The sequence below is a fragment of the Caulobacter sp. FWC26 genome, from assembly GCF_002742645.2.
In the GTDB taxonomy this organism is placed as follows: domain Bacteria; phylum Pseudomonadota; class Alphaproteobacteria; order Caulobacterales; family Caulobacteraceae; genus Caulobacter.
The window spans coordinates 963295-990109 of record NZ_CP033875.1 but is presented as its reverse complement, the minus strand read 5'-3'; the positions used below and the strand labels follow the sequence as shown (position 1 = coordinate 990109).

Sequence of the window (26815 nt, the reverse complement as noted above, 5' to 3'; positions counted from 1 at the left end):
GGCTCACCCACCCTCGACAACCGTCCGCCGACGCCACAAACATCCCAGCTTCTTCGTCGCGGGGAGCACGCCCGCGCGCCGCATTGGGGTGTTTCGTGAAAGCGCTGCTCTTCTCCGTGTCCGTCCTGTCCCTGGCCGCGACCGCCGCTCTGGCCCAAGTCCCTAGCCCGGCCGCGTCGCAGCCCTGGCCGGAGTCGGCCGCCCCCACCGCGCCGATCCCAGCGCCCCGCGACATCCCCTACGCGGCTGGCCCGCTCAAGCTGGCGGTGGACGCCACCGATCTGGACCGCAAGATCTGGACCGTCACCACGACCATTCCGGTGAGCAAGGCCGGGCACTTCATCTTCCTGTATCCGCAGTGGGTCCCGGGCGGCCACTCGCCGCGCAACGACCTCGACAAGCTGGCGGGCCTGGTGGTCACGGCCAACGGCAAGCGCATCCCGTGGACCCGCGATGTCATCAGCGTCCACGCCTTCCACGTCGACGTCCCCGCCGACGCCCGGGAAATCCAGGTCAGCTATCAGTTCCTGACGGCGGTCGAGAGCCGCATCGGCCGGATCCAGGTGACGCCCGAGATGCTGAACCTGCAATGGCTGCAGGTCGCACTGTACCCCGCCGGTTACTACACGCGCCAAATCCCGATCGAGGCCAGCATCAAGCTGCCGGAAGGCTGGAAGCTGGCCTCGGCGCTGGAGACCGCCAAGGTCGAAGGTCAGGTCACGACCTTCAAGCCCACCACGGTCGAGACCCTGGTCGACTCGCCGATCTTCGCCGGCAAGTACTTCAAGTCGATCGATCTGGACCCGACCGGCCCCGCGCCCGTGCGCCTGAACATGGTCGCCGACAGCCCCGAACTGCTGGAGGCCAAGCCCGAGCATATCCAGGTCCACAAGGATCTAGTGCAGCAGGCCTACAAGGTGTTCGGCTCGCACCACTACGACCACTACGACTTCCTGGTCGCCCTGTCGGACAAGCTGGGCGGCATCGGCCTGGAGCACCACCGCTCATCGGAAAACCGCGTCACGCCGAAGTACTTCACCGAGTGGGACAAGAGCTTCGTGGGCCGCGACCTGCTCAGCCACGAATACACCCACTCTTGGAACGGCAAGTTCCGCCGCGCCGCCGACCTGTGGACGCCGAACCTGAACGTGCCGATGCGCGACAGCCTGATGTGGGTCTATGAGGGCCAGACCCAGTACTGGGGCAACGTCCTGGCCGCGCGCTCGGGCCTGCTGACCAAGCAGCAGGCGATGGACTCCATCGCCGCCACCGCCGCCGCCTACGACAACCGTCGGGGCCGCGACTGGCGTCCGGTGCAGGACACCACCAATGACCCGATCATCGCCAACCGTCGTCCGCTGTCGTGGCTTTCGTGGCAGCGCAGCGAGGACTACTACTCCGAAGGCATGCTGGTCTGGCTCGACGCCGACACGGTGATCCGCGAGAAGACGGGCGGTAAAAAGTCGCTGGACGACTTCGCCAAGGCCTTCTTCGGCGTCGACAACGGCTCGTATGTGCCGCGCACCTACACCTTCGACGACGTGGTCGCGGCCCTGAACGGCGTGGTGGCCAACGACTGGGCCGCCTTCCTGAAGACCCGTATCCAGAAGGTCCAGGAAGAAGCGCCGCTCGATGGTCTGGGGCGCGGCGGCTACAAGCTGGTCTATACCGACACGCCCACCGAATTCATGAAGTCGGCCGAGTCCCGCGCCAAGAACACCGCCCTGACCTACTCGCTGGGCCTGACCGTGGGTTCGGATGGCGTCATCTCGGACGTCCAATGGGGCGGTCCGGCGTTCAAGGCTGGGCTCACCCAAGGCCTGACCGTCGTGGCGGTCAATGGCGAGCAGCTTGATAGCGACAAGCTGAAGGCTGCGGTCAAGGCGGCGGCCAAACCCGAGAACCCGCTCGTCGAGCTGCTGATCAAGGACGGCGCACGCTACAAGATGGTCAAGATCGACTATCGCGGCGGCCTGCGGTACCCGCGGCTGGAGCGGATCGCCGGGGTTCCCGATCGCCTCGGCGACATCCTGACGCCGCGCAAATAGCGACACCCATCGCAGCGTTGCGACCCGTTCGCGACCTGCGACGATATGGGGAAGGGCGGAAGAGCGGCGTTTGAGTCATCTTCCGTCCTGTTCGATCCCTCTGAACGCGTACCAAAAAAGGGCCCGCACCCCTCCCAGGCGGGCCCTTTTTCATTTTCCCGACTTCGCGGGCGATCGACTGCGGTTACAAGGCCTGTTCAGGCTTGGCCGGAAACGAGATGACGGACGCTCCCGAACTCCAACGCGTGACCACCGAGTATGTCCCGGTCGAGGACCGTATTCGGATCAGTGGCGAGACGGCCGATGGCGCGACCATCGTGCTGTGGCTCACCCAGCGACTTTTGAACCTGCTCGTCCCGCGTCTGACCGGGGGTCTGGAGCGTGCGGACTCGAACAGCGACGCCTTGTTGCAAGAGTTCGCCCAACAGGCGGCCGAGGCGTCCCTGCCGCCGCAACCCGCCGTCGAGGCCACGGCGCCCGCCGCCAGTTGGCGCGTCGACTCGGTGGACATTCTGTCAGGCCGAGAGGGCGCGGCCCTGACCTTCCGATCGGAGGACGGCGGCGCGGCGCGTCTGTCCATGGCGACCGAGCACCTGCGCCAATGGCTGGGCATCTTGCGCCGCCAATATGGCGCGGCGGGCTGGACCGATCGCATCTGGCCCGATTGGATGGACGAGGCCAGCCGGCCGACCGCCCGGTCGCCCGTGTCTGGCCCACTGCACTGAGCGATCCAAGAGCAGTTTCTACGACAAGAAATGAGACCGGTACCATTTCTTGCTTGAGTGGTCTGACAACCGCCCCCATAGTGCCCGGCAACAGCGGCGACTGAGAGCCGCTAGCGTCACGCTCAGCCTCGGGGAAACGACCGGATGACCACCACCCTCACCCGCCGCCTGTTCGGCGCGAGCCTCGCGGCCCTGTCGGCCGCCGCAGCGCCTGGCTTCGCCCTGGCCGCCGACAAGGCCCCGAAGAAGTCGGGCGACAAGCCGCTCTATAAGGACCCCGCGCAGCCGATCGACGCACGCGTCCAGGACCTGCTCTCGCGCATGACGCTGGAGGAGAAAGCCGCCCAGTTGATCGGCATCTGGTTGACCAAGAACAAGATCCAGACGCCGGAAGGCGAGTTCTCGCCCGAGCAGGCCACCAAGAACTTCCCCAATGGCCTCGGACAGATTTCGCGCCCCTCGGACCGCAAGGGCGCCAAGCCGGTGACCGTCATCGGCGCGGCCGCCGGCGCCGACGACGGCGCGGTCAATCGCAACGCCGTCGAGACCGCGCGCTACACCAACGCCGCCCAGAAGTGGGCGGTCGAGAAGACGCGCCTGGGCATCCCGCTGCTGATGCACGACGAGGCGCTGCACGGCTATGTGGCGCGCGACGCGACCAGCTTCCCGCAGTCGATCGCCCTGGCCTCGACCTTCGATCCCGAACTGACCGAGAAGATCTTCGCCGTCGCCGCCCGCGAGATGCGCGCCCGCGGCTCGAACCTGGCCCTGGCGCCCGTCGTCGACGTGGCTCGTGACCCACGCTGGGGCCGCATCGAGGAGACCTACGGCGAAGACCCGCACGTCTGCGCCGAGATCGGCCTGGCCGCCATCCGTGGCTTCCAAGGCGCGACCCTGCCGCTGGCCAAGGACAAGGTGTTCGTCACCCTCAAGCACATGACCGGCCACGGCCAGCCCGAGAACGGCACCAACGTCGGCCCCGCCCAGATCGCCGAGCGAACCCTGCGCGAGAATTTCTTCCCGCCGTTCGAGCGCGCGGTGAAGGAACTGCCGGTGCGGTCGGTGATGCCGTCGTACAACGAGATCGACGGCGTGCCCTCGCACGCCAACCGCTGGCTGCTGACCAAGATCCTGCGCGAGGAATGGGGCTACAAGGGCTCGGTCCAGAGCGACTACTTCGCCATCAAGGAGATGACGAGCCGTCACAAGATGACCGACAAGCTGGCCGACACCGCCGTGTGGGCGATGCACGCTGGCGTCGATGTCGAGCTTCCGGACGGCGAAGCCTACGTCCTGATCCCCGAACTGGTGAAGGCCGGTCGCATCCCGCAATTCGAAGTCGACGCCGCCGTCGCCCGCGTGCTGGAGATGAAGTTCCAGGCCGGCCTGTTCGAGAACCCCTACTGCGACGAGAAGACCGCCGACGCCAAGACTGCAACGCCTGACGCCGTCGCCCTGGCCCGCGAAGCCGCCCGCAAGGCCGTGGTTCTGCTCAAGAACGACAAGAACGTCCTGCCGCTGGACGGCAAGAAGATCAAGCGCCTGGCCCTCTTGGGCACGCACGCCAAGGACACGCCGATCGGCGGCTATTCGGACGTACCGCGCCATGTGGTCTCGATCCACGAGGGCTTGACCGCCGAAGCCAAGGCTCAGGGCTTCCAGCTTGATTACGCCGAAGCCGTGCGGATCACCGAACAGCGCATCTGGGCGCAGGACGAGGTCAAGTTCACCGACCCGGCCGTCAACGCCAAGCTGATCGCCGAGGCCGTCGAGGTCGCCAAGAAGGCCGATGTCGTGGTCATGGTGTTGGGCGACAACGAGCAGACCAGCCGCGAGGCCTGGGCCGACAATCACCTGGGTGACCGCGACAGCCTGGACCTGATGGGCCAGCAGAACGATCTGGCCAAGGCGATCTTCGAGCTCGGCAAGCCGACCGTCGTCTTCCTGCTGAACGGCCGCCCGCTGTCGATCAACCTGTTGAAGGAACGCGCCGACGCCATCGTCGAGGGCTGGTACCTTGGCCAGGAGACCGGCCACGCCGCCGCCGACGTGCTGTTCGGCCGCGCCAATCCGGGCGGCAAGCTGCCGGTCAGCATCGCCCGCGACGTCGGCCAGTTGCCGATCTACTACAACCGCAAGCCCACGGCCCGCCGCGGCTATCTGGATGGCGAGACGACCCCGCTCTACCCGTTCGGCTTCGGCCTGTCCTACACCACCTTCGACATCTCCGCCCCCCGCCTCGCCAAGACCCGGATCGGCCCGGGCGAAAGCGTCAAGGTCGAGGTCGAGGTGACCAACACCGGCAAGGTGGCCGGCGACGAGGTGGTCCAGCTCTATGTCCATGACGAGGCCGCCTCGGTCACCCGTCCGGTGCTTGAGCTGAAGCACTTCAAGCGCGTCACCCTGGCCCCCGGCGCCAGGACCACGGTCACCTTCGAGATCAAGCCCTCGGACCTGTCGATGTGGAACCTGGACATGAAGCGCGTCGTCGAGCCCGGCGACTTCTCGATCATGGTGGGGCCGAACTCGGTCGACCTGAAGAAGGCGACGCTGACGGTGGTTTAAGCGCCGTCGACGCGTTCAAAAAATTCCGGTCTCCCCGGCGAATGCCGGGGCCCAGATCGAACCCACGAGGGCCGCGGGCCTTGCCAAGATCGTTGGCGAGTCACTCCTAAAGCGCTTCGGATGAATCTGGGCCCCGGCGTTCGCCGGGGAAGTCGAAGAAATCTAAGACCGCCAACAAGGCGGCCAAAAGGGAGCAAACCATGCGCCGTCTCGCGCCGATCCTGCTGGCCGCCCTGGCCGTTTCGCCGGCCCACGCCCAATCTCTGCTGAACGGCCTGTTCGCCGACCACGCCGTGGTCCAGCGCGACCGCCCCCTGCCGGTGTTCGGGACCGCTAAGCCGGGCGAGACCGTCACCGCCTCCTTCGCCGGCCAGACCCTGACCGCCAAGGCCGGTCCCGACGGCGCCTGGCGCGTCGACTTCCCGGCCACGCCCGCCGGCGGCCCCTACGCCATCACCGCCGCCACCGCCTCGGCCAAGGCCAGCGCGTCGGCCGTCCTGGTCGGCGATGTCTGGCTGTGCTCGGGCCAATCGAACATGGAGATGCAGGTCTCCGCCTCGGGCGACGCCTGGAACCAGATCAACAACGGCGCGGCCAACGACACCATCCGCATGGCCACGATCGAGAAGGCCGACGCCCGCTCGCCCGCCAAGGACTACAAGAAGCCGCCCGTCTGGAAGCCGACCAACAAGGAGAACGTCGGCGGCTTTTCGGCCAGTTGCTTCTACTTCGCCCGCGAGTTGCAGAAGACCCGCAACGTCCCGCTGGGGCTGATCCATGCCTCGTGGGGCGGTTCGGGCATCGAGGCCTGGATGACGCCGACGGCGCTGCGCAAGGTCGGCGGCTATGACGAGGCCATTGAGGTCCTCAACCTGTCGATCAAGGACCAGGACGCCGCCAGCCGCCGCTGGGGCGAGGTGATCAAGGCCTGGTGGAGCGCCAAGAATCCCGGCCAGGCGGCGCAGGCGCCCTGGACCGGCGCCGGAACCTGGACCGCCGCGCCCCAAGGCCTCGGGATCTGGGAGCGCTGGGGCGTCCCGGCCCTGGCCGAGTTCAACGGCGTCGTCTGGTTCAAGACCGAGATCGAGCTGACCCCCGCCCAAGCCGCCCAGGCCGCCACTCTGGGCCTCGCCCAGATCGACGAGATGGACACCACCTATCTCAACGGCGTGGGGGTCGGGGCGACCTCTGGCGCCTGGCTGGACCGCCGCTACGCCCTGCCCGCCGGCTCGCTGAAGGCCGGCAAGAACATTCTCGTGGTCTCAGCCTACGACACCTACGCCAACGGCGGGATGTACGGCGATCCGGCCAAGCGCGTCCTGACCCTGGCCGATGGGACCGCGCTGCCGCTGACCGATTGGACCTATCGGATCGAACCGCGCGCCGGCGGCGATCCGCCCCGTGCGCCTTGGGACACTCTGGCGGGCGTCTCTACCCTTTACAACGGCATGCTCGCCCCGATGGGGCCCTACGCCTATGCGGGCCTGGCCTGGTACCAGGGCGAGACCAATGTCGGCCGCGACAAGGCCTATATGAACCTGTTGAGCGCCTTCATGGCCGAGCGGCGGCAGGGACAATCACCCGACATGCCGGCCCTGGTCGTGCAACTGGCCGACTATGGCGGCTTCGCCACCGCGCCCGGCCTGACTGCCGGGACCGCAGCCCTGCGCGACGCCCAGCGCCGCGCCGTCGCCGCCGATCCGCGCGCCGGTCTGGTGGTCACCCACGACATCGGCGATCCCTACGACATCCACCCTGCCAACAAGCAGGAGGTCGGCCGGCGCCTGGCCTTGGCCGCCCGCCGCCTCTATGGCGAGCCGGTGACCACCGGTCCCGAGGTCGTCTCCGCCAAGCGGACGGGCGACACCGTGGTGGTCAGCTTCGCCCAGGTGGGCGGCGGCCGTCTGGTCTCGCGTGGCTCGGACCGGGTGATTGGCTTTGAACTGTGCGACATCGCCTGCCGCTGGGTCGACGGCCGCATCGACGGGACCTCGGTGGTGCTCAGCGGTCCCGGCTCCAGGGTCCGCTTCGCCTGGTCCGACAGCCCGACCTTCAACCTGTTCGACGCCGCAGGTCTGCCGGCGGGGCCGTTCCAGCTTGAGGTTCAGTGAACAGCGAAGCGCCCCCTTAAGTAAGAATTCGAAGCCAAGTGTGATCACACCGGGGTTCTGCAGGAGGACGTCAGGGTCCATATCGCGGCCATGGCCGTTTCTCCTCGCTCCCAGGCTCGCGCCGACGCCGCTCCGTTCACCGACGAGGAGATCGACCGGCTGGTCGAGACCTTCTATGCGCGGATCCGCCAGCACCACCGCCTGGGTCCGATCTTCGAGACCGCGATCGGCCCCGACGGCTGGCCCGAGCACCTGGCCAAGTTGAAGGACTTCTGGTCGTCGGTGCTGAACACCTCGGGCCGCTACAAGGGCCAGCCGGTGGCGGCCCACCAGGGCGTCGAAGGTCTCACAGAGGGCCTGTTTACGCCGTGGCTGGGCCTCTTTCACATGACCTGCGCGGAGCTGTTCGACGCCCCCCGCGCGGCGACCATCGGCCAGAAAGCCGAGCGCATCGCCGCCACCCTGAAACTAGGCCTATTTCACAAGCCTGGAGCGGCGGCTTGAGTCCGCGCGCGCATCTGGCCGACCAAGGCTTCGTCCGCTTCCCGGCCGAAGAGACCCGAGCGATGCTCGGGCCGGAGGCCGTCGCCGATTGGGACGACTTCGCCGCCAGCTGGAACGACCTTGGCCTCGACACCTTCATGGCCGACGGCGGGCGCTATCGCCGCCGACGGTTCGCCGCGTTCGCCGTCGCGCCCGGTCTCTTGGAGCGCAAACCTCACCAACCGCACTGGCAAAGCCGCGACTACAACCCTCTGAACGGCGGGGTGCAGCGCTGGTTCGAGCCGGTGAGCGACGCGATCGCCGACCATCCGGTGACGCGCGGCGTGATCGCCACGGGGCTTGAGCTGTTCGATCCCCTGTCGCCCGCCTCGGAATCCCCCTGGCATGTGGAGATGCATCAGTTCCGCATCGAGGCGCGGGCGGGTGAGCAGGGCCTGCCCACGCCTGAAGGCATGCACCGCGACGGCGTCGACTGGGTGATCGTCATGCTGGTCGACCGCCAGAACGTCGACCGCGGCGTGACCGATATCTTTGCACCGGACGGATCGAGCCTCGGCTCCTTCACGCTGACGACGCCCGGCGATGCGGTGTTTCTCGACGATCATCGGGTGCTGCACGGCGTCACGCCGATCCGCCCGCGCAATGCGCAGGCGCCGGCGGTGCGCGATGTGCTCGTCGTCACTTTCCGGCGCCAGGAAACGGTCTAGGCGCAAAACTCAGCCTGTGGTTGCTGCGACCGTTTGTCTCACGCTCCCGCTCTTTGGAGCGACGCCTTGGCGTGCAACGGTATCGCGTTGCTACTTCGGCGTCGGGCGTCCATTTTCCATGTCTCGAGACGACCTACCTCCGCCGCCTTTCCCGCCTGCCGAACATCGCGACAGATTCTCCAGCGCGATGGCCGATGCGGTGCCGATCCTGATCAGCTATGTCGACCGCGACGAGCGCTATCGGTTTGTGAACCGCGCCTATGAACTCTGGTTCGGTGTGAATCGGGCGTCGATCGAAGGCCGCAGGCTTCGCGACGTGATCGGAGGAGCCGCCTACGAGCGCTTGAAAGACCATGTCACGCGCGCCCTGGCGGGTGAGACTCTGATCTTTGAGGGCGAGGTCGACTATCAGGGCCTCGGTTCCCGTTTCATCGAGGCCCGCTATGTTCCGGACCGGACTCCTCAGGGCGAGGTGACAGGCTATTATGCGCTGATCATCGACATTTCCGACCGCAAACGCGCGGAGGAGACCGAGCGTCTGCTGATCCGCGAAGTGGATCACCGCGCCAAGAACGTGCTGACGGTCGTCCAGTCCCTGGCGCAGTTGACGCCGTTCGAGTCCAAGGACCAGTACGTCGACGCGCTGTCGGGCCGGATCGGTTCGCTGGCGCGGGCGCACAGCCTGCTGTCGACGACGCGCTGGACCGGCGTCGACATGCACGACCTGTTGCGCCTGGAACTTGAGCCCTATGGCGGCGACGGCGGCGAGCAAATCGCCATCCTGGGTCCGCCGGCCCTGATCGACGCGCAGGCGGCGCAGTCTCTCGCCCTGGTCATTCACGAGCTGGCCACCAATGCGAGCAAATACGGCGCGCTGTCGCGCCCGCTGGGCCGGCTCAATGTGAGCTGGAGCTTCGAGGAGGCTGGTGTTCTGCGTCTGAAGTGGCGCGAGGACGCCGGCATGTCGATCGCGACACCGACCCGACGCGGGTTTGGCTCGACCTTGATCGAAAGCGCGGTCAAACAGCTCGGGGCGCGGATCGAACACGTCTGGCGCCCCCAAGGCCTGAAGGTGCGGCTTGACCTTTTGCAGGGCGCGCAACCCCGTCCGGCGGAAGGCGCACCGGTCTATCGTCCAGGCCTCACCGCCGAACTCGGCCCCAATCTGAGCGATCAGCATGTGCTCGTCGTCGAAGACGAAGGCGTCCTCGCAATGGAGCTGAGCCGTGTGCTGACCTCCGCGGGCGCTAAGGTGATCGGCCCCGCCGGCACCATCGAGGAAGCGATGGAACTGCTGGACGCTCATACGGTCGATCGTGCGCTTCTGGACATCAATCTGGGTGGACGCCTGATCACGCCCGTGGCCAAGGCCCTTCGCCGTCAGGGCATCCCGTTCGTCTATTTGACCGGCTACCAAGAGCCAGATGTCGACGATGGCCCCGTCCTGCGCAAACCGGTGCCCGCCAATGTGCTCCTCGGCGCCTTGGCGCGCGGGGCCCAACTTGCAACGCCGTAAACAGCCTTGCGTCTGATACGCCTATGCTAGACGCCTTTCAGGCGATCTTGCGTTTCGCCTCGCCTTGGCTCTTGAAATTGCAATTCGTTCTCAAGTAAGGACGGTTTCTCCGTCGCCTAGCCCCGGTCGCGTCCGCCTGTGAAATCCGCCGCCGCTCAACATCGCCGCTCGTTCTGGCTGAAGCAGTTGCACCAGTGGCACTGGATCAGCGCGGCCGTGTCGCTGATCGGTATGTTGTTGTTCGCGATCACGGGCATCACCCTGAACCACGCAGGCCAGATCGAGGCCGAGCCGAAGGTCGTCAGCCGCAAAGCCACCCTGCCACCGGAGCTGCTGGCGGTGCTGGCCAAAGGGCCCGAGGAGGGTAAGCGCCCCCTGCCCGTCCAGCTGGAGCCGTTCCTCGACGAGGCCGTCGGCGCAGACGTGGCCGGGCGCGAGGGCGAATGGTCGGCCGATGAGGTCTATGTGGCCCTGGCCCGGCCCGGCGGAGACGCCTGGGTCTCGATCGATCGCGAGACCGGCGCGGTGGAGCACGAAAAGACCACGCGCGGCGCGATCAGCCTGCTGAACGACCTGCACAAGGGCCGCAACACCGGCACGGCCTGGAGCTGGTTCATCGACATCTTCGCGGTCGCCTGCGTGATCTTCACGATCACCGGCCTGATCCTGCTGCAGTTCCACGCCCGCGCGCGGCCGCTGACCTGGCCTCTGGTCGGGCTGGGCCTGGTCGCGCCCATCCTTCTTGTCATCCTGTTCGTCCACCTCTGAGGCAGACCCCGTGAAGCGTTCGATTTCCCTGCTCACCTTCGCCGGCGCCGCCGTCGGCGCTCCGGCGATGGCCGCCGACCTCAATGTCACGGTCGAGGTGCCCAAGCTGAATGTGGCCGAGTACCACAAGCCCTACGTGGCCATCTGGATCGAGAACCCGGCCGATTCCACCGCCGCCGGCACCCTGGCCGTCTGGTATGACGCCAAGAACCGCGAGGACAACGGCGCCAAGTGGCTCAAGGACATGCGCCAGTGGTGGCGCAAGGCCGGCCGCGAGATGAGCTTCCCCGCCGACGGCGTCAGCGGCGCCACGCGTGCGCCAGGCCCCCAAAAGCTGGTCTTCTCCGGCGCCAAGGGCGCGCTCAAGAGCCTTAAACCCGGTCAGTACAACCTCGTGGTCGAGGCCGCCCGCGAAGTCGGCGGTCATGAGGCCGTCCGTGTGCCGTTCGTCTGGGGCAAGCCCGGCAAGCCCGCTTCGGCCAAGGGCTCGGCTGAGCTGGGCGCCGTCACCGTTTCCGTGAAGTGAGAAAAGCCATGACCTTCAAGACGCGCCTGCTCGCTGTCGCCGCCGTTGGCGTTGCGCTGGCCCTGCCGATGTCGGCCTCCGCCCACCGGGGCTGGATGGTGCCGGCCTTCACCACCTTGTCAGGCGACAGCGCCTGGGTGACCGTGGACGCGGCCATTTCCAACGAGCTGTTCTATCCCGACCACCGCGCGATGCGCACGGACGGGATCAAGGTGATCGCGCCCGACGGGGCGGCGGACAAGATCCAGAACGCCGCCACCGGCCAGTACCGCTCGACCTTCGACGTCCAGCTGACCAAGCCGGGCACCTACAAGATCTACACCGCCAGCAACAGCGTCATGGCCAGCTGGACCGAGAACGGCGAGGTCAAGCGCTTCCGCGGTTCGCCCGAAGACTTCGCCAAGCAGGTCCCCGCCGGCGCCGCCGATCTGAAGACCATCAAGTCCAGCAGCCGCAACGAGACCTTCGTCACGCGCGACAAGCCGACCCTTGAGGCCCTAAAGCCGACGGGCCAGGGCCTTGAGCTGGTCCCGGTCACCCATCCGACCGACGTCATCGCCACCGAAGCGGCCACCTTCAAGTTCGTGCTCGACGGCAAGCCGGCCGCCAATCTGGAAGTCACCTTCGTCCCTGGCGGCGCACGCTGGCGCGCCACCCCCGGCGAGATCAAGGTTAAGTCGGGCCCCGACGGCGCGGTGAAGGTCACCCTGCCCGAAGCCGGCATGTACTGGGTCAACGCCACGGTCCGCTCGGGCGAGACCTTGCGCGGCGGTCCCGGCATGGCCGGCGCCCCGGGCGCAGCGCCCGCGCCGGCCACTCCGCTCGCGGGCGACGGCATGAGCGCCAGCTACACCGCCGTCATCGAAGCCCAGCGGCCTTAATAACTGTCATCCCGGCCCAGCGCGTAGCGCGCCGAGCCGGGACCCAGGGGCCGACGCACCGTCGCTCGCCCCTGGGTCCCGGGTCGACTTCGTCGCCCGGGATGACACGGCTTTTGTTGTTGCAACCCATGCCTCGCGTCCTCGTCCCCGCCATCGCCACCCCGCCCGCCCGCCCCGTGGGCGGGCTCATCCGCGCGTTCGGCGGGGACACCATGGGCACGACCTGGTCGGTCAAGGCGGTGCTGCCGGCGACGACCGACCTTGCCGCCCTGCAGGCGAGCGTTCAGCGCGCCCTCGACGGCGTCGTCGCCCAGATGAGCCCCTGGGCGCCGCTGTCGGACCTATCACGCTACAACCGCGCCGCGCCGGGGAGCTGGACAACACTCCCGCCCGAAACCCTGACCGTGCTGCGCGGGGCTCTTGAGGTGGCCGAGCAAAGCGAGGGCGCGTTCGATCCGACCCTGGGCGCCCTGACCGACCTCTGGGGCTTTGGCCCGCGTCCGTTCGCCGGTCAGCCGCCCGAGGCCGAGAGCCTCGCCCCGCGCCGCGAGGCCGCTGGCTGGAAGCGTCTTGTGCTGGACGGCGAGGCCCTGTTCCAGCCGGGCGGGCTGAAGCTGGACTTGAACGGCATCGCCAAGGGTTTTGGCGTCGACCAGGCCGCCGCTGCGCTGGATCGCGCCGGGGTCAAGAGCTACCTCGTCGAGGTCGGCGGCGAGCTGCGCGGGATCGGCGCCAAGCCCGACGGCCAGCCCTGGTGGGTCGAGCTGGAGCGCCCGCCGCCCTTCGAGCCTGCCGCCAACGACACCCGGAAGACCCTGGTCGCCCTGCATGACCTGGCCGTAGCCACCTCGGGCGAGTATCGCCGGTTCTTCGACTACGGCGGCCGACGCTACGCCCACACGCTGGACCCGGCTACCGGCGCGCCGATCGTTCACGCCACCGTCAGCGTCACGGTGCTGGCCAAGGACTGCATGAGCGCCGACGCCTGGGCCACGGCCCTGACCGTCATGCCGCCGGAGCGCGCCCTGGCCTTCGCCGCCGACCACGACCTGGCCGCCCTGATCGTCAGCCGGGGTCCGGCGGGTCTGGAGGAACGGCTCTCGCCCGCCCTGCAGGCGATGCTGGATTGATGTCCGACCTTTCCGCCCTCTCCCCCGAGGCCCGTCGCTGGTTCTGGGCCGGCGTCGTCGTGGTGCTATACGCCCTCTTCTGCCTGGCCATCGCCCTGCGCGAGACCTGGCGAGGCCGGCGGGCGCGTCAGGCCGCCTCCGCCCTGTCGCAAGGATCGGGCGAGCCGGTGCTCGTCGCCTACGCCAGCCAGACCGGCTTCGCCGAGGAACTGGCGACCGCCACGGCCAAGGCCCTGTCGGACGCCGGCGCGCCGGTGACCCTGAAGGACCTCTCGGCCGTAACCGCCGGCGATCTTGCAGGCCGCGCCCTGTTCCTGGTCAGCACCACCGGCGAAGGCGACGCTCCCGACCCGGCACGCGCCTTCATTCGCGACGTGATGAAGACCAAGGCTAACCTTTCGGCTCTGCGTTACGGCGTGCTGGCCCTGGGGGATTCGAGCTACGCCCACTACTGCGCCTTTGGCCGGTCGCTGGACGCCTGGCTGGCGGGCCAGGGCGCTCAGCCCCTGTTCGACCGCGTGGAGGTGGACGACGCGGACCCGGCCGCCCTGCGCCACTGGCAGGTCCAGCTGGCGACCCTGACCGGCGTCACCCACGCGCCGGACTGGACGCGGCCGATCTATGACATCTGGACCCTGGGCGAGCGGACGCTGCTCAACCCCGGCAGTCCGGGCGGCGAGGCCTGGCATGTCCGCCTGACCCCGCCCAAGGGCGCGGACTGGCAGGCCGGCGACATTCTCGAGATCGGCCCCCGCAACGATCCGGCGCAGGTCGCCGCCCTGGTCGCGGCCCTGGACCTGCCAACACAGGCCGCCGAGACCCTGGCGGGCCTTCGCCTGCCTCCGCACGATGGCGACCTTGCCCCCCTGCGCGGCCTGTCCGTCGAAGCCCTGGCCCAGCGCCTGACGCCCCTGCCCCACCGCGAGTACTCGATCGCCTCCCTGCCCGGCGACGGCGGGGTCGAGCTGATCGTTCGCCTGATGCCCCGCGCCGACGGCGCGCTGGGCCTGGGTTCGGGCTGGCTGTGCCGCTATGCGCCGATCGGCGCGGCGATCGAAGCCCGGGTGCGGGTAAACCGCAGCTTCCACGCCCCCGAGACCACCCGGCCCCTGATCCTGATCGGCGCAGGCACGGGCCTGGCGGGCCTGCGCGCCCACCTCAAGGCCCGCGCCGCCGCCGGCGTGCGCTGGAACTGGCTGGTCTTCGGCGAGCGCACCGCCGCCCACGACTACTTCCACCGCGCCGAGCTGGAAGCCTGGAAGGCCTCTGGCCTGCTGGACCGGCTGGACCTGGCTTTCTCCCGCGACCAGGCTGAGCGGATTTATGTCCAGCACCGACTGCGCGAGTCCGCCGACATCCTGCGCCGCTGGGTGGCCAACGGCGCGGCGATCTATGTCTGCGGGTCGCTGGAGGGCATGTCCCGCGAGGTTCACAGCGCGCTGGTCCAGATTCTGGGCGCCGAGGGTCTGGAGCGCCTGACGGACCAAGGGCGGTATCGGCGGGACGTTTACTAGGCGCTGGGGAGCGCCCCCTGCGTCACGTCGCCTGCGGCGCCGCGCCACCTCCCCCGCAAGCGGGGCAGGAGGATAGCCAGACCTCCTCACCCGCGACGCGGGGGAGGTGGATCGACGCGGATACGCGGCGAGACGGAGGGGGCGCTCAGCCCCGTAACAGCCCGTCCCGCTCTTCCGGCGTATTGGCCCCGCGCAGACGCAGGAGGGCGCCGTCCGGAACCGGCAAGGCGACGAGCCCCACGCGCTCCACCAGTCTCCGCAGCGGCCAGCCGGCCTCGGCGTCGGCCGGCAAGGCCGCTGCGTCAAGCGCCATCGGCAGCGGCAAGCCCTCGTAGCAGCCTCCCTTCGCGAGCAGAGGGGCCAGATCGTCAGGCGTGATCGTCGGCGCATCGACCGCGAGCACGAGGAGCCGTGTGGTTCCCAGCGCCCGCGCGCCCGCCAGCACGCCGCCAACAGGCCCCGCCCCCGCCGCGTCGTCGGCGACCCATGGCCAGCCAAGGTCCGCCCCTGCCGTCACCAGCGCCTCCGCCCCGACCGCGCGCGCCAGGTCCGCCACGCGATCCACGGCGCGGCGGCCGTCCCAGTCCAGCGCAGCCTTGTCGCGGCCCATGCGCCGCGAGCCGCCGCCACACAGGATGATCGCGCCCAGAGAGGTCATGGGCAGGGTTTAGCAGCAAAACCCGCTGCTCTTCCAAGCGCCACCCGAAGCGGTCTAGTCTCCGCGCCGAAAAGGGACGGACTCTAGAATGAACCAACCTGTCGAGCGCCAGCGTCGCCGGACGACCCAGAGCGCCACGATCCGCGACGTAGCGGCCCGGGCGGGGGTATCGCCGATGACGGTGTCGCGGGTGATCAACCGCGAAAGCACGGTCAAGGAAGAGACCCGCCAGTTGGTCGAGAAGGCCATCGCCGATCTCAACTACGCGCCGAACCCCGCCGCCCGCAGCCTGGCCGGCAGCGCGCCGTTCCGGATCGGCCTGCTCTACGACAACCCCTCGACCGGCTATCTGTCGGAATTCCTGGTCGGGGCGCTGGACGAAAGCAGCCGCACTGGCGCTCAGATCGTCATCGAGAAGTGCGCCGAGCCTGAGTTGGCCCGCGCCACCCTGGCCCGCCTGCTGAAGACCGGAGTCGACGGCCTGATCCTGCCCCCGCCCCTGTGCGAGTCAGCCGAGGTCCTGGCCGAGATCCGCGCGGCGGGCGCCGCCGCCGTGGCCGTGGCCCCCGGCACGGCCAGCGCCGACATGGCCACCATCCGCATCGACAACGAGGCGGCCGCCTTCGAACTGACCCAGCACCTGATCGGCCTTGGCCACAAGCGCTTCGGCTTCATCAAGGGCCACCCGAACCAGACGGTCAGCCAGCAGCGCCTGGACGGTTTCATGACCGCCCTCAAGGCCGCCGGTATCCCGCAGGAGAACATCCGGGTCGAGCAGGGCTATTTCACCTATCGCTCGGGCCTGGAGGCGGCCGAGCGCCTGCTAGCCGCTGATCCGCGTCCGACCGCGATCTTCGCGGCCAATGACGACATGGCCGCCGCCACGGCGGGCGTCGCCCATCGCCTGGGCCTGGATGTGCCGGGCGACGTCTCGATCGTCGGCTTCGACGACACCTCGATCGCCGACAACATCTGGCCGCCCCTGACCACGGTCCATCAGCCGATCGCGGCCATGGCCCGCGCGGCCGTGGATCTGGTGCTTGAAGAAATCCGCCGACACCGCGACGGCGGCGGCGAACCGCGCCAGTTGATGCACCCTCATACGCTGATCGTGCGGGATTCCAGCGGGCCGGCGGGGGCTTAGAGGGCCAGCGCCCCAGAGCGCCCCCTAGCTCCGGTAGTCCCCGTTGATCGCCACATACTGCTTGGTCAGGTCGCAGGTCCACACCGTGGCCGAGCCGCGGCCGACGCCGACATCCACCGAGACCTCAAAGGACTGGTTCTTGACGTAGGCGCTCATCTTGGCCTCGTCGTATTCGGCCGAGATCAGGCCGTCGCGGGCGGCGTAGAGGTCGCCGAACTTGACGCTGATCTTCTCGCGGGCCACCGGCTCGTCGGCGCGGCCTACGGCCATGACGATGCGGCCCCAGTTGGCGTCCTCGCCGGCGAAGGCGGTCTTGACCAGCGGGCTCTCGGCGATGGTGCGGGCGATTTTGCGGGCGCTGGCCGGGCTTTCGGCGCCGTTGACGGTGATCTTGACGAACTTGGTCGCGCCCTCGCCGTCCTTGACCAGTTGCAGGGCCAGATCCAGCAGCACGCCCTCGAGCTTTTCCCGGAAGTCGGCCAGGCGCTTGTCGCCGGCGCGGTGAATCTTGGGCGCGCCCGACTGGCCGGTCGCGAACAACAGCAGGGTGTCGTTGGTCGAGCGGTCGCCATCCACCGTCACGCAGTTGAAGGTGGTGCGAGTGTAGAGGCTGACGAGGGTCTGCAAGGCCGCCGGAGCGATCGCCGCGTCGGTGGCCACGAAGGCCAGCATGGTGGCCATGTCGGGCGCGATCATGCCCGAGCCCTTGGCGATGCCCGCGATCTTGACCTCGACCCCGTCGATCATCGCCGTGGCGTAGGCGCCCTTCGGGAAGGTGTCGGTGGTCATGATCGCCCGGCCGGCCTCGGCCCAGGCGTCGGCCTTCAGACGGCTTTCCACCTCAGGCAGGCGGGCGGTGATCTTGCTGTCGTCCAGGATGACGCCGATGACGCCGGTCGAGGCCATCATCACGTCGCGCTGGCGGCAGTCCAGGCGCTTGCCCACGGCCGTGGCCACGCGGCGCACCGCGTCGGCGCCGGGCTTGCCGGTGAAGCTGTTGGCGCAGCCGGCGTTGACCACCAGGGCCCGCACGTCCGCCCCGCCCGTCGCCGCCAACTGGCGCTTGCACCAATCGACCGGCGCAGAGCCCACGCCGTGACGGGTGAAGACGCCCGCCGCCGAGGTGCCCTCGGCGAAGCGCATCAGCAGCAGATCTTCCCGCTCGTGCTTGTAGAAGCCCGCGCGGCCGGTGGCGATCTCGACGCCGGCGATCGGCGGAATGGTCGGGAACGGCACGGCCAGCGGCGAGATCGCCAGGCCGGGCTTCCCAGCGCCCGTCGCGGCCTTGGCCGGCGCCGCGGCCTGCTGTTCGGACTCGCCCGCAGACTTCTGGGCCCGGCGTAGACCGGCGCGCTTCAGCGCCGCGGTCAGCGGATCGACGATCGCGTCGATGACGCCGTGCGCGCGCTCGGTCGCGGCCGCGACAGGTTCGCCAGGCGTCGTCCCGGAAGTCTTGGTCGTCTTGGTCATGAGCCGCTCTTACTACTATTTCTTCGCGGGTTGGGCGGGAGGCGGCGGGGCCGAGGCCGGCGCGGCGCCTTGCAGTTCGGGTGGGGCCGAGGCGGGTTCCTGCGCCGCGCCGGCGGGCAGTTCCTGCGACTTGCCGATCATCATCTCGACCTTGGCCGAGCCGCGCAGCTTCTCAAGGATGTCGCGGACCTGATCATAGGTCAGGAAGCGGATGATCTGCGGCCGCGCGGCCTCCAGAGTGATCGGTTCCTCGGTGCGCTTGTCCTCGACCTTGACGATGACCCAGCCGCCCTCGGCGGCGAACGGGCCGACCAGCGCACCCTTCTGGGCGTCCTTGAGGGCCACCCCGTAGGGCTCGGGCATGACGTCCAGCGTGAAGTAGCCGAGGTCGCCGCCGTTGAAGCGGGTGGCCTGGTCGGTCGAACGCTCCATGGCCAACGCATCGAACGAGGCGCCGGTGGCCAAGAGCTTCTTGATGCTCTCGGCCTCGGCCTGACTGCCGACCAGAATCTGGCGGGCGCGGATCTCCTCGGAGCGCTTCGACAGCTTCTGCTGCTCGGCGTAGAGCTTGCGGATGGCGTCCTCGGTGACGGCCTTCTCGACCACGCCCTCGACCAGCATGTCGCCCAGGATACGCTCGCGCGCAGCGGCGAGGCGGCGCTGGGCCACCGGGTCCTTGTCGAGCTTGCGCTTGACCGCCTCGGCGGCCAGCAGCTTCTGGTCGATGACCTCGTCGAGGCGCTGGCGGAACACCTCGCTGGAGATATCCAACGGCTCGCCCTCGCTGATCAGCCCCTGGGCCACGGCCTCGCGCTTGACGTCGCTGGCCCAGATCACCTGGCCGTTGACGCGCGCCACGGCGGTGTCGCCCGGCTCGGGCGGCTTGTCGGCGACCTTGTTCTGGCCGCAGGAGGCGATCAAGAGCGCGCAGGCCACAGCGCCCAGCGCGCCCATCAGGCGGAAAGAGGTCTTCAAGGCCAAGATCTCCGGCTTTGCTGAAATGGGCTCTAGCGCGGTTTTTACCCAAGGGGAAACGGCTTCGCCGTGGAAAGCGTTCTGGTCTACGAAAACCGGCCCGGGGGCCTGAGTTTCAGCGCCTTAAACCCTCTTTGTTCTAGGGTCTTCGCGTTGACACCAGGGGGGGCGGTGCTTAAGTCTCCGGCCGCACCGGAACGGCGTGTTTACGCGTTGTTGCGGCTGATTTTCATCTCCGTAGTCGAGGCCTCTCAGCCTTAGCGCCGGCCTCCTCGTCCAAACCGCCCTCCGGATTCTCCCTGAATGCTTGGTTTCGCCAAAAAGTTCTTCGGCTCTTCCAACGAGCGCAAGGTCAAGACGCTGACCGCGCGCGTGGCCAAGATCAACGCCTATGAAGCCGAATACGCGGCGCTTTCCGACGAGGCGCTGAAGGGCAAAACCGCCGAGTTCAAGGCGCGTCTCGAAAAGGGCGAAACCCTCGACGACATCCTGAACGAAGCCTTCGCCGTCGTGCGCGAGGCCTCCAAGCGCGTGCTGGGCATGCGCCACTTCGACGTCCAGATGGTCGGCGGCATGGTGCTGCACTTCTCGGGCATCTCGGAGATGCGCACCGGTGAAGGCAAGACGCTGGTCGCCACCCTGCCGACCTATCTGAACGCCCTGGAAGGCAAGGGCGTCCACGTCATCACCGTCAACGACTATCTGGCCCGCCGCGACGCCGACTGGATGGGTCAGGTCTACAACTTCCTGGGCCTGTCGTACGGCGTGATCGTCAACGGCCTGTCGCAGGGCGAGCGCCAGCGCGCCTATCGCAGCGACATCACTTACGGCACCAACAACGAATTCGGCTTCGACTATCTGCGCGACAACCTCGTCTACAGCGTCGACGAGATGGTCCAGCGCGGCCACAACTTCGCGATCGTCGACGAGGTCGACTCGATCCTGATCGACGAGGCCCGCACCCCGCTGATCATCTCGGGCCCGACCGAGGACCGCAGCAGCTTCTACAAGACCATCGACGTGCTGGTTAAGGAACTGATCCTCGACAAGTCGATGTACGACCATGACGAGAAGCAGAAGCAGGTCATCCTGACCGAAGAAGGCCAGGAGAAGATCGAAGAGATCCTGATGGCCGGCGGCCACCTGGCCGAAGACTCCGCGGGTCTCTACGACGCGGCCAACGTCTCGGTGGTGCACCACGTCAATCAGGCGCTGCGCGCCAACGTGCTCTACACGCGCGACAAGGACTACATCGTCAAGGGCGGCGAGGTGATCCTGATCGACGAGTTCACCGGTCGCATGATGACCGGCCGCCGTCTCTCGGAAGGCCTGCACCAGGCCATCGAGGCCAAGGAAGGCGCCGACATCCAGCCCGAGAACCAGACCCTGGCCTCGGTGACGATCCAAAACTACTTCCGCCTCTACAAGAAGCTGTCAGGCATGACCGGCACGGCTTCGACCGAGGCGCAGGAATTCGACGACATCTACAAGATGGGCGTGTCGGAAATCCCGACCAACCGCCCGATCCAGCGCATCGACGACGACGACGAGGTCTATCGCACCGAGCGCGAAAAGAACGAGGCCATCCTCAAGCAGATCGCCGACTGCCATATGCGCGGCCAGCCGATCCTGGTCGGCACCGTCTCGATCGAAAAGTCGGAAGAGCTGTCCAAGCTTCTGACCAACTACACCTTCGAGAACGACGGCAAGAAGCAGAAGGGCATCCCGCACCAAGTGCTGAACGCCCGCTTCCACGAGCAGGAAGCTGTCATCGTCGCCGACGCCGGCGTGCCCGGCGCGGTGACCATCGCCACCAACATGGCGGGCCGTGGCACCGACATCCAGCTGGGCGGCAGCATCGACATGCGCCTGTTCAACTGGCGCCAGCAGCAACGCGGCATGGGTCTGGAGATCACCGTCGAGGATGAGGCCGAAGAACGCGCCCGCCTCGAGACCGAGATCGCCGACAAGAAGGCCCAGGCCCTGGCCGCCGGCGGCCTGTTCGTGCTGGGCACCGAGCGCCACGAAAGCCGCCGCATCGACAATCAGCTGCGCGGCCGTACCGGCCGTCAGGGCGACCCGGGTCGGTCGAAATTCTTCCTGTCGTGCGAGGACGACCTCCTGCGCATCTTCGCCGGCGACCGTCTGGACGCGATCATGCGCACCTTCGGCGTCCAGGAAGGCGAGGCGATCACCCACAAGTGGCTGAACAACGCCATCGCCACCGCGCAAAAGCGCGTCGAGCAGCGCAACTACGAAATCCGCAAGAACCTCCTGAAGTACGACGACGTCGTCAACGACCAGCGCAAGGCCGTGTTCGAGCAGCGCCAGGAGTTCATGGAGTCCAGCGACCTCTCGGAGATCATCACCGAGATGCGTCACGACACGATCGACGATCTGGTCGCTCGTCACCTGCCGCCCAAGGCCTATGCCGAGCAGTGGGACGTCGAGGGCCTGACCGAGCGCGTGAAGTCGATCCTGGGTCTGGACCTGCCGATCGCCGAGTGGGCCGCCGAGGAAGGCATCGCCGACGAAGAGATGAAGGAACGCATCACCAAGGCGGCCGACGAATACGCCGCCCAGCGCGAGGCCATCATCACCCCCGAGCAGATGCGCTCGGTCGAGAAGAACTTCCTGCTGCAGATGATCGATCTGCAGTGGCGCGAACACCTGATGCACCTGGACCACCTGCGCAACGTCATCGGCCTGCGCGGCTATGGCCAGCGCGATCCGCTGAACGAGTACAAGACCGAAGCCTTCTCGCTGTTCGAGAAACTGCTAGGCGACCTGCGCACCAACACCACCCGCTGGCTGATGACGGTCGAGATCGCCTATGCCGAGCCGGAAGTCCCGACCGCGCCGCTGGACAATCTGGTCGAGGTGCACCTCGATCCGCTGACCGGCGAGAACGCCGCCGTCGCCGGGGCCATCCCGGAAGGCTTGTCACCGCAACAGCGCCAGGCCCTGCCGATCTCGGCCCTGCCCGAGGAATGGGAACGTACCAACCGCAACGCCCCCTGCCCCTGCGGCTCGGGCAAGAAGTTCAAGCAGTGCCACGGCTCACTGGTCTGAGGCTTGAGCTAACCTAAAGACGAAGACGCCCGCCCCGGGAGACCGGGGCGGGCGTTTTTACGTCGTCCTCTTTCTGTGAGGGATAAGGACGATCAGACCCGCCCCGACCAGCAGCGCCGCCGCGCTGGTCCCTGACAGCCGAAGCCCTGCCACCGCGTCCGCCCCCGCCAGCACGCCGAAGATCGCCACGCCCGCCGCGCCGCCGACCTGGCGGCAGGCGTTCAGGACCCCCGAGGCAGCCCCGGCATCATGGCGATCGACGCTGGCCAACAAGCCGCTGGTCAGGGCTGGGATCGCCAGACCCATGCCACCCGGGATCAAGGCGAAGCCGGGCAGCATCTCGGCGAGACTACTCGTCGCGTCCAGTCGCGCCGTCAGCCCATAACCGATGGCCGCGATCAGCACGCCCCCGGCCGTCACCGCTCGCGCTCCAAGCCGGGCGACGAGGCGGCCGCTCAGCAGGTTCGACGCGATGAAGGTCGCCGTCAGCGGCAGGAACGCCACCCCCGTCCTGCTGGGCGGCCAATGCAGCGCGCGCAGCATGTAGAGGCTGAGTACGAAGATCAGGCCGTAGTAGGTGAAGTTCAGCGCCGGGCCGACCACCAGCGCGGTCCAGGCCGGACGCTTGCGAAAGACGTTCAGGGGTATGGCCGGATGCGGCGTTCGGCGCTCGAAGAGCATGAAGCCTCCCGCCAGGGCCAGGCCGGCGATCAGGGCCGCCAGCGGCGCGCCCGTCCAGCCTCGATGGCCGCCCTCGATCAGCCCGCCGACCAGGAGCGAGACCGCGCCGACCGCGAGAGCCTGACCAGGCAGGTCCAGCGGAACCTTGGGCTTGGCCGGGGTGTGCGGCGCGACCATCAGGGTCAGGATCGCGCCCACAACGCAGACGGGGAGGTTCACGAAGAACACCCAGCGCCAACCAAGGGTCTCGACCAATAGGCCGCCCAGCACGGGCCCGGCGGCGATCGACACCCCGCCCGCGGCGGTCCACCAGCCCACGGCTGCGGCGCGCTGGCGGGCGTCGCCATCCGCCGCGTGAGCGATCAGAGCCAGCGACGGCGGGATCAGCAGCGCTCCGGCCGCGCCCTGCGCCCCCCTCGCCGTGATCAGCGCCAAGGGACCGCTTGCGAAACCGCAGGCGGCGGAGGTCAGGCCGAACAGCACAAGCCCCGCTACGAAGGCGCGGCGCGGCCCGATCCGATCACCGATTGCTCCGGCCGATAGCAGCATCGCCGCCAAGGCCAGCACATAGGCGTCCACCACCCACTGCAACTGGGCGGTCGAGGCTCCGAAGGCGCGCCCGACCGCATCCAGCGCCACATTGACGATCGTCACGTCCAACTGGGTGACGAAAAAGCCGAAGCTGGCGGCGGCGGTGATCCAGAGGAGACGGGAGGGCGCGGTGCTCATGCCCCGCCTTTGCCCGGATGAGACGCGCCGATGTTACACGCGCCGATGAACCATTCCGCTTTGATCGGGTCTAGGATGGCGACATGGACGCCAACATCGCCACCCCCGCCGCTCTGATCGGCGACCCGACCCGCGCGGCGATGCTGCAGGCGCTGCAGGACGGTCGCGCCCAACCCGCCAGCGCCTTGGCCTGGGCCGCCGGCGTCACCGCCCAAGCGGCCAGCAACCACCTGACCAAGCTGGTCGATGGCGGCCTGCTGGCCGTCGAACGTGAGGGGCGCCATCGCTACTACCGGCTCGCCTCGGCCGAGGTCGCCCATGCGCTCGAGGCCCTGTCGGTCCTCGCCGCGCCGGTGCGGTCGCTGGAGATCCCCCGCTCGCCAAAGGCCCGCGCGCTGCGCGACGCTCGCTGCTGCTACGGCCATCTGGCTGGCCGCCTGGGCGTTCGAGTCTGCGAAGCGCTGGTCACCCGCGACCTTCTCCGCCCCGCCGCCAACAAGCTTTACAGCATCACGCCCGAAGGCCGCGCCTGGTTCGAGGACTTGGGCGTGTCGGTCGATAGCCTGCGCTCGCCCCGCGGCGTCGCCCGCCAATGCCTGGACTGGACCGAGCGCCGCCATCACCTGACCGGCCCGCTAGGCGTGAGGCTGCTGACGGTCATGACCGAACGGGGCTGGCTGACGCTGGAGGCCAAGGGACGCGCGGCGCGGCTGACACCCGACGGAACACGGGCCTTGCGCGCCTTGCTGGGCGTGAGCCTGGACGACGAGGGCCAGGTCGCGGCCTAGGCGGCCCCCTAAGGCCGCAGCACAACGCCCACGTCCGGCGCAGTCCCGCCTTCGACCTGCTCCAGATAGGCGGCCGTGATCGCGTCCGGTCCCTGCCCTTCCTTGACCTTCAGCCAGCGCGGGGCGTCGGCGACGAAGGGCGTCCAGGCCGCGCTGTAGCGCTGCTCGAACTCGCCGCCGGCCCAATCCTGGCGACGCTTGGCGATGCGGTCGGGGGCGAAGAAGAACACAGGCTGCGGGCCGGGCAGTTGCGCCTGGGCGCGGGGGACCTCCCAGTGGGTGCCGCCCACCAGGATCGAGGCCTTTAGGTCGTCGCCAAAGCGGCCATGGACCCCGCCCAACACCTGACTGTCGCCGGCGAAGTCGACGAACACGGCCGGCGACGGCATCGGCGCACCGGCGATCTCGTCATAGAGGACGACTTGGTCGTAGAATCCCAGGCCCTCGACGAACGCCTTGTTGCGGGGCGAGGTCAAACCCACGACCTTCACGCCGCCGCGCCGATGCAGCAGCGCCGCGAGCGCGATGGCGGTCTTGGACGAGGCGCTGGACAGGACCACGCTGGCCGCGCCGTGGAAGCCGGCCTCGTCCAGTTGGTCCTCGATCAGGAACGAGGTCATGAACAGCGGCTGCAGCAGGGCGCGATAGGCCTCCAGCGGCTCCTCGGCCCCGACGGCGGCGTACTGGTTATAGATCACCGCCATCGGCTGGCGATGCGGCGCCGCGTCGAGGAAACCGCTCTTGCCCGCCCGTGCCTGAACCGTCAGGTGCGTCGACATCGGCCAGTAGCCGTAAAAGCGCTGGCCCACGGCGATCTCGGGATGGGCGCTGGCCTCGACGCGCGCATGGCCCCACACCGGCACCCGGCCAAAGCCCTCCGGCGCGGGGAAGAAATCCCAGTACTTCATCATCTCGCCGAACACGGCATAGGTGATGTTATTGGCGGTCAGGGCGAAGCTTTCGATGGCCAGGCGCACCTCGCCATCCGCCAACGGCGACGGCTCGGCCTCGCGGATCTCGGTTCGGCGCAGGTCGGTCTTGGCGACAAGCAGGTCCCAGGCCATGGCGTTCTCTCCCTGTTTGGGCGCGAGGCTAGGCGGCGGCGATGGCGCCGTCAAACAGGCGTTCGCCAATTGCGCGGGAGATCAGGCGCGCCGGTTCGTGCTAGACCTGCGCTTAAATCGTCCCTTGGAGATTCATGGATATCAGCCAGCTCGATGTGATCGTTCGGGTCGCCGGCGCGACCCTGCTGCTCTTGCTGACGATCCTTCTGTCGCGCGACCCAAGGACGCGCCGCGTGGCGGTCTATTTCGCCCCGATGGCCGTGTGCCTCGTCGGCTTCCTGGCGGGCAATACACCTGACCCGTCCCTCCGCTTGAGCGGTCCGCTCGGAACGGTCGGGGCCTTGATCGCCGGCTACGCCGCCGTTTTCCTTTGGTGGTTCTGTCTCGCCAGCTTCGATCCGCTATTCCGCCCGCGCGGCGGCGTACTTGTCATGGGGCTGGCCTGGCTGATCATCGCCAGCGCCGACCGCGGCCTCTTTGGTCCCGATCTGGCAAGCCGCGGACTGTCTTGGGCGCTTATCGCGCTGGGCGTTTCAATGCTGGCCTATCTGGCCTGGCGCCTGGTGCGGGACCGCGCCGGCGATCTGGTCGACGAGAGCCGCCGCGCCCGCCTGCTCGTGGTGGTGCTGCTGGCCGGTCAACTGGGGGCGGACTTTGTGGTCGACTTGGTCATGGGCCTGGACTGGTCCCCCCACGGCTTCACGATCCTTCAGAACGCCGCCTTCCTGGCCTTCGCCGCGTGGCTGGCCCTGCGCCTGCTGCCGGTTCCCGGGCCCGTGAACCGAAGCACGCGGGCGCCCAGCCCCCCGCCCTCCCAGGGCGAAGAAGCGCGTCTGGTCGAGCGCCTGCGCGTTCTGGTCGAGGTCGAGAAGATCCACCTGGCGCCCGATCTCGATTTCGCCGACATCGTACGCCGCATGGGCGCGCCGGAACGCACGGTCCGGCAGTTGATCAACCACCGCCTCGGACACGACCATTTCCGCGCCTTCCTGAACGCTTGCCGGGTCGCCGAGGCCAAACGGCTGCTCGCCGATCCGAGCCGGGCCGACGACAAGCTGATCGCCATCGCGCTCGACAGCGGCTTTGCGTCGCTGGCCTCGTTCAACCGCGCCTTCCAGGCCTTGGAAGGACGTCCGCCCAGCGCCTTCCGAAACGCGCCGGCTTCTGAGGAACGCCCGGCCGTGTTCTGAGAAGCGCGCGATCCGCCGCCGGCCTAAGCCGTCGCCTCCCATCACGAGG

The 26815-nt window shown here is 68.2% G+C and carries 19 protein-coding genes and 2 pseudogenes; 16 read left to right on the top strand and 5 right to left on the bottom strand.

Annotated elements, in window-relative coordinates; translation table 11 throughout:
* Positions 1-83 precede the first annotated feature (83 nt).
* The 12 genes and pseudogenes from CSW63_RS06180 (at position 84) to CSW63_RS06125 (ending at position 14995) form a co-directional block, all read left to right on the top strand.
* Positions 84-2048 carry a M61 family metallopeptidase gene (locus CSW63_RS06180; protein WP_082749375.1) on the top strand — a complete coding sequence of 655 codons (1965 nt, stop codon included), beginning with the start codon at positions 84-86 and terminating at the stop codon, positions 2046-2048.
* 94 nt (positions 2049-2142) lie between these two features.
* Positions 2143-2773, top strand: a pseudogene (locus tag CSW63_RS06175) (hypothetical protein).
* 144 nt (positions 2774-2917) lie between these two features.
* A complete protein-coding gene (locus CSW63_RS06170; protein ID WP_062094316.1) occupies positions 2918-5338 on the top strand; it encodes a glycoside hydrolase family 3 N-terminal domain-containing protein in 2421 nt (806 codons plus the stop codon).
* Positions 5339-5538: 200 nt separating this feature from the next.
* Positions 5539-7449, top strand: coding sequence for a sialate O-acetylesterase (locus tag CSW63_RS06165; RefSeq protein ID WP_062094315.1), 1911 nt, complete (start codon positions 5539-5541; stop codon positions 7447-7449).
* A gap of 90 nt (positions 7450-7539) precedes the next feature.
* Entirely contained in the window at positions 7540-7953 is a 414-nt protein-coding gene (locus tag CSW63_RS06160; protein ID WP_062094314.1) for a group III truncated hemoglobin, read from the top strand.
* A complete protein-coding gene (locus CSW63_RS06155) occupies positions 7950-8660 on the top strand; it encodes a 2OG-Fe dioxygenase family protein (RefSeq protein ID WP_062094313.1) in 711 nt (236 codons plus the stop codon). The genes CSW63_RS06160 and CSW63_RS06155 overlap by 4 nt, the downstream gene beginning before the upstream one ends.
* Before the next feature lie 33 nt (positions 8661-8693).
* Positions 8694-10176 (top strand): annotated as a pseudogene (locus CSW63_RS06150) (HWE histidine kinase domain-containing protein).
* Positions 10177-10314: 138 nt separating this feature from the next.
* A complete protein-coding gene (locus CSW63_RS06145) occupies positions 10315-10944 on the top strand; it encodes a PepSY-associated TM helix domain-containing protein (RefSeq protein WP_062094311.1) in 630 nt (209 codons plus the stop codon).
* 10 nt (positions 10945-10954) lie between these two features.
* Positions 10955-11470, top strand: a complete 516-nt coding sequence (locus tag CSW63_RS06140; RefSeq protein WP_062094310.1) for a DUF2271 domain-containing protein — start codon at positions 10955-10957, stop codon at positions 11468-11470.
* A complete protein-coding gene (locus CSW63_RS06135; protein WP_082749374.1) occupies positions 11467-12351 on the top strand; it encodes a DUF4198 domain-containing protein in 885 nt (294 codons plus the stop codon). The genes CSW63_RS06140 and CSW63_RS06135 overlap by 4 nt, the downstream gene beginning before the upstream one ends.
* A 176-nt stretch (positions 12352-12527) precedes the next feature.
* Entirely contained in the window at positions 12528-13481 is a 954-nt protein-coding gene (locus tag CSW63_RS06130; RefSeq protein ID WP_137803460.1) for an FAD:protein FMN transferase, read from the top strand.
* Complete coding sequence (locus CSW63_RS06125; RefSeq protein WP_062094307.1) at positions 13481-14995, top strand: sulfite reductase flavoprotein subunit alpha; 1515 nt, start codon at positions 13481-13483, stop codon at positions 14993-14995. The genes CSW63_RS06130 and CSW63_RS06125 overlap by 1 nt, the downstream gene beginning before the upstream one ends.
* A gap of 145 nt (positions 14996-15140) precedes the next feature.
* On the opposite strand, the gene CSW63_RS06120 is transcribed toward CSW63_RS06125, so the two are convergent.
* Positions 15141-15653, bottom strand: coding sequence for a molybdenum cofactor guanylyltransferase (locus CSW63_RS06120; protein WP_062094306.1), 513 nt, complete (start codon positions 15651-15653; stop codon positions 15141-15143).
* Between the two features lie 88 nt (positions 15654-15741).
* Here CSW63_RS06120 and CSW63_RS06115 point away from each other — a divergent pair, with 88 nt between their 5' ends.
* Entirely contained in the window at positions 15742-16797 is a 1056-nt protein-coding gene (locus CSW63_RS06115; RefSeq protein ID WP_062094305.1) for a LacI family DNA-binding transcriptional regulator, read from the top strand.
* 24 nt (positions 16798-16821) lie between these two features.
* Here the strand turns inward: CSW63_RS06115 and argJ are convergent, their stop codons facing one another.
* Together argJ and CSW63_RS06105 are read right to left on the bottom strand one after the other, a co-directional pair.
* On the bottom strand, positions 16822-18267 hold the full coding sequence (gene argJ, locus CSW63_RS06110; RefSeq protein WP_062094304.1) for a bifunctional glutamate N-acetyltransferase/amino-acid acetyltransferase ArgJ: 1446 nt from the start codon (positions 18265-18267) through the stop codon (positions 16822-16824).
* 15 nt (positions 18268-18282) lie between these two features.
* Entirely contained in the window at positions 18283-19248 is a 966-nt protein-coding gene (locus tag CSW63_RS06105; protein ID WP_168193610.1) for a peptidyl-prolyl cis-trans isomerase, read from the bottom strand.
* Positions 19249-19545: 297 nt separating this feature from the next.
* Here CSW63_RS06105 and secA point away from each other — a divergent pair, with 297 nt between their 5' ends.
* A complete protein-coding gene (gene secA, locus CSW63_RS06100; RefSeq protein WP_062094303.1) occupies positions 19546-22314 on the top strand; it encodes a preprotein translocase subunit SecA in 2769 nt (922 codons plus the stop codon).
* Positions 22315-22371: 57 nt separating this feature from the next.
* Here the strand turns inward: secA and CSW63_RS06095 are convergent, their stop codons facing one another.
* Entirely contained in the window at positions 22372-23724 is a 1353-nt protein-coding gene (locus CSW63_RS06095) for an MFS transporter (RefSeq protein WP_062094302.1), read from the bottom strand.
* Between the two features lie 83 nt (positions 23725-23807).
* Between CSW63_RS06095 and CSW63_RS06090 the strand changes: the two genes are divergently transcribed.
* Complete coding sequence (locus CSW63_RS06090) at positions 23808-24512, top strand: helix-turn-helix transcriptional regulator (RefSeq protein WP_062094301.1); 705 nt, start codon at positions 23808-23810, stop codon at positions 24510-24512.
* Between the two features lie 8 nt (positions 24513-24520).
* Here the strand turns inward: CSW63_RS06090 and CSW63_RS06085 are convergent, their stop codons facing one another.
* On the bottom strand, positions 24521-25576 hold the full coding sequence (locus tag CSW63_RS06085) for a DUF2855 family protein (RefSeq protein WP_062094300.1): 1056 nt from the start codon (positions 25574-25576) through the stop codon (positions 24521-24523).
* A gap of 134 nt (positions 25577-25710) precedes the next feature.
* On the opposite strand from CSW63_RS06085, the gene CSW63_RS06080 reads away from it, so the two are divergent.
* The gene (locus tag CSW63_RS06080; RefSeq protein WP_062094299.1) at positions 25711-26766 is read left to right on the top strand and encodes a helix-turn-helix domain-containing protein; all 1056 of its coding nucleotides are present in this window, start codon (positions 25711-25713) and stop codon (positions 26764-26766) included.
* Positions 26767-26815: the final 49 nt, after the last annotated feature.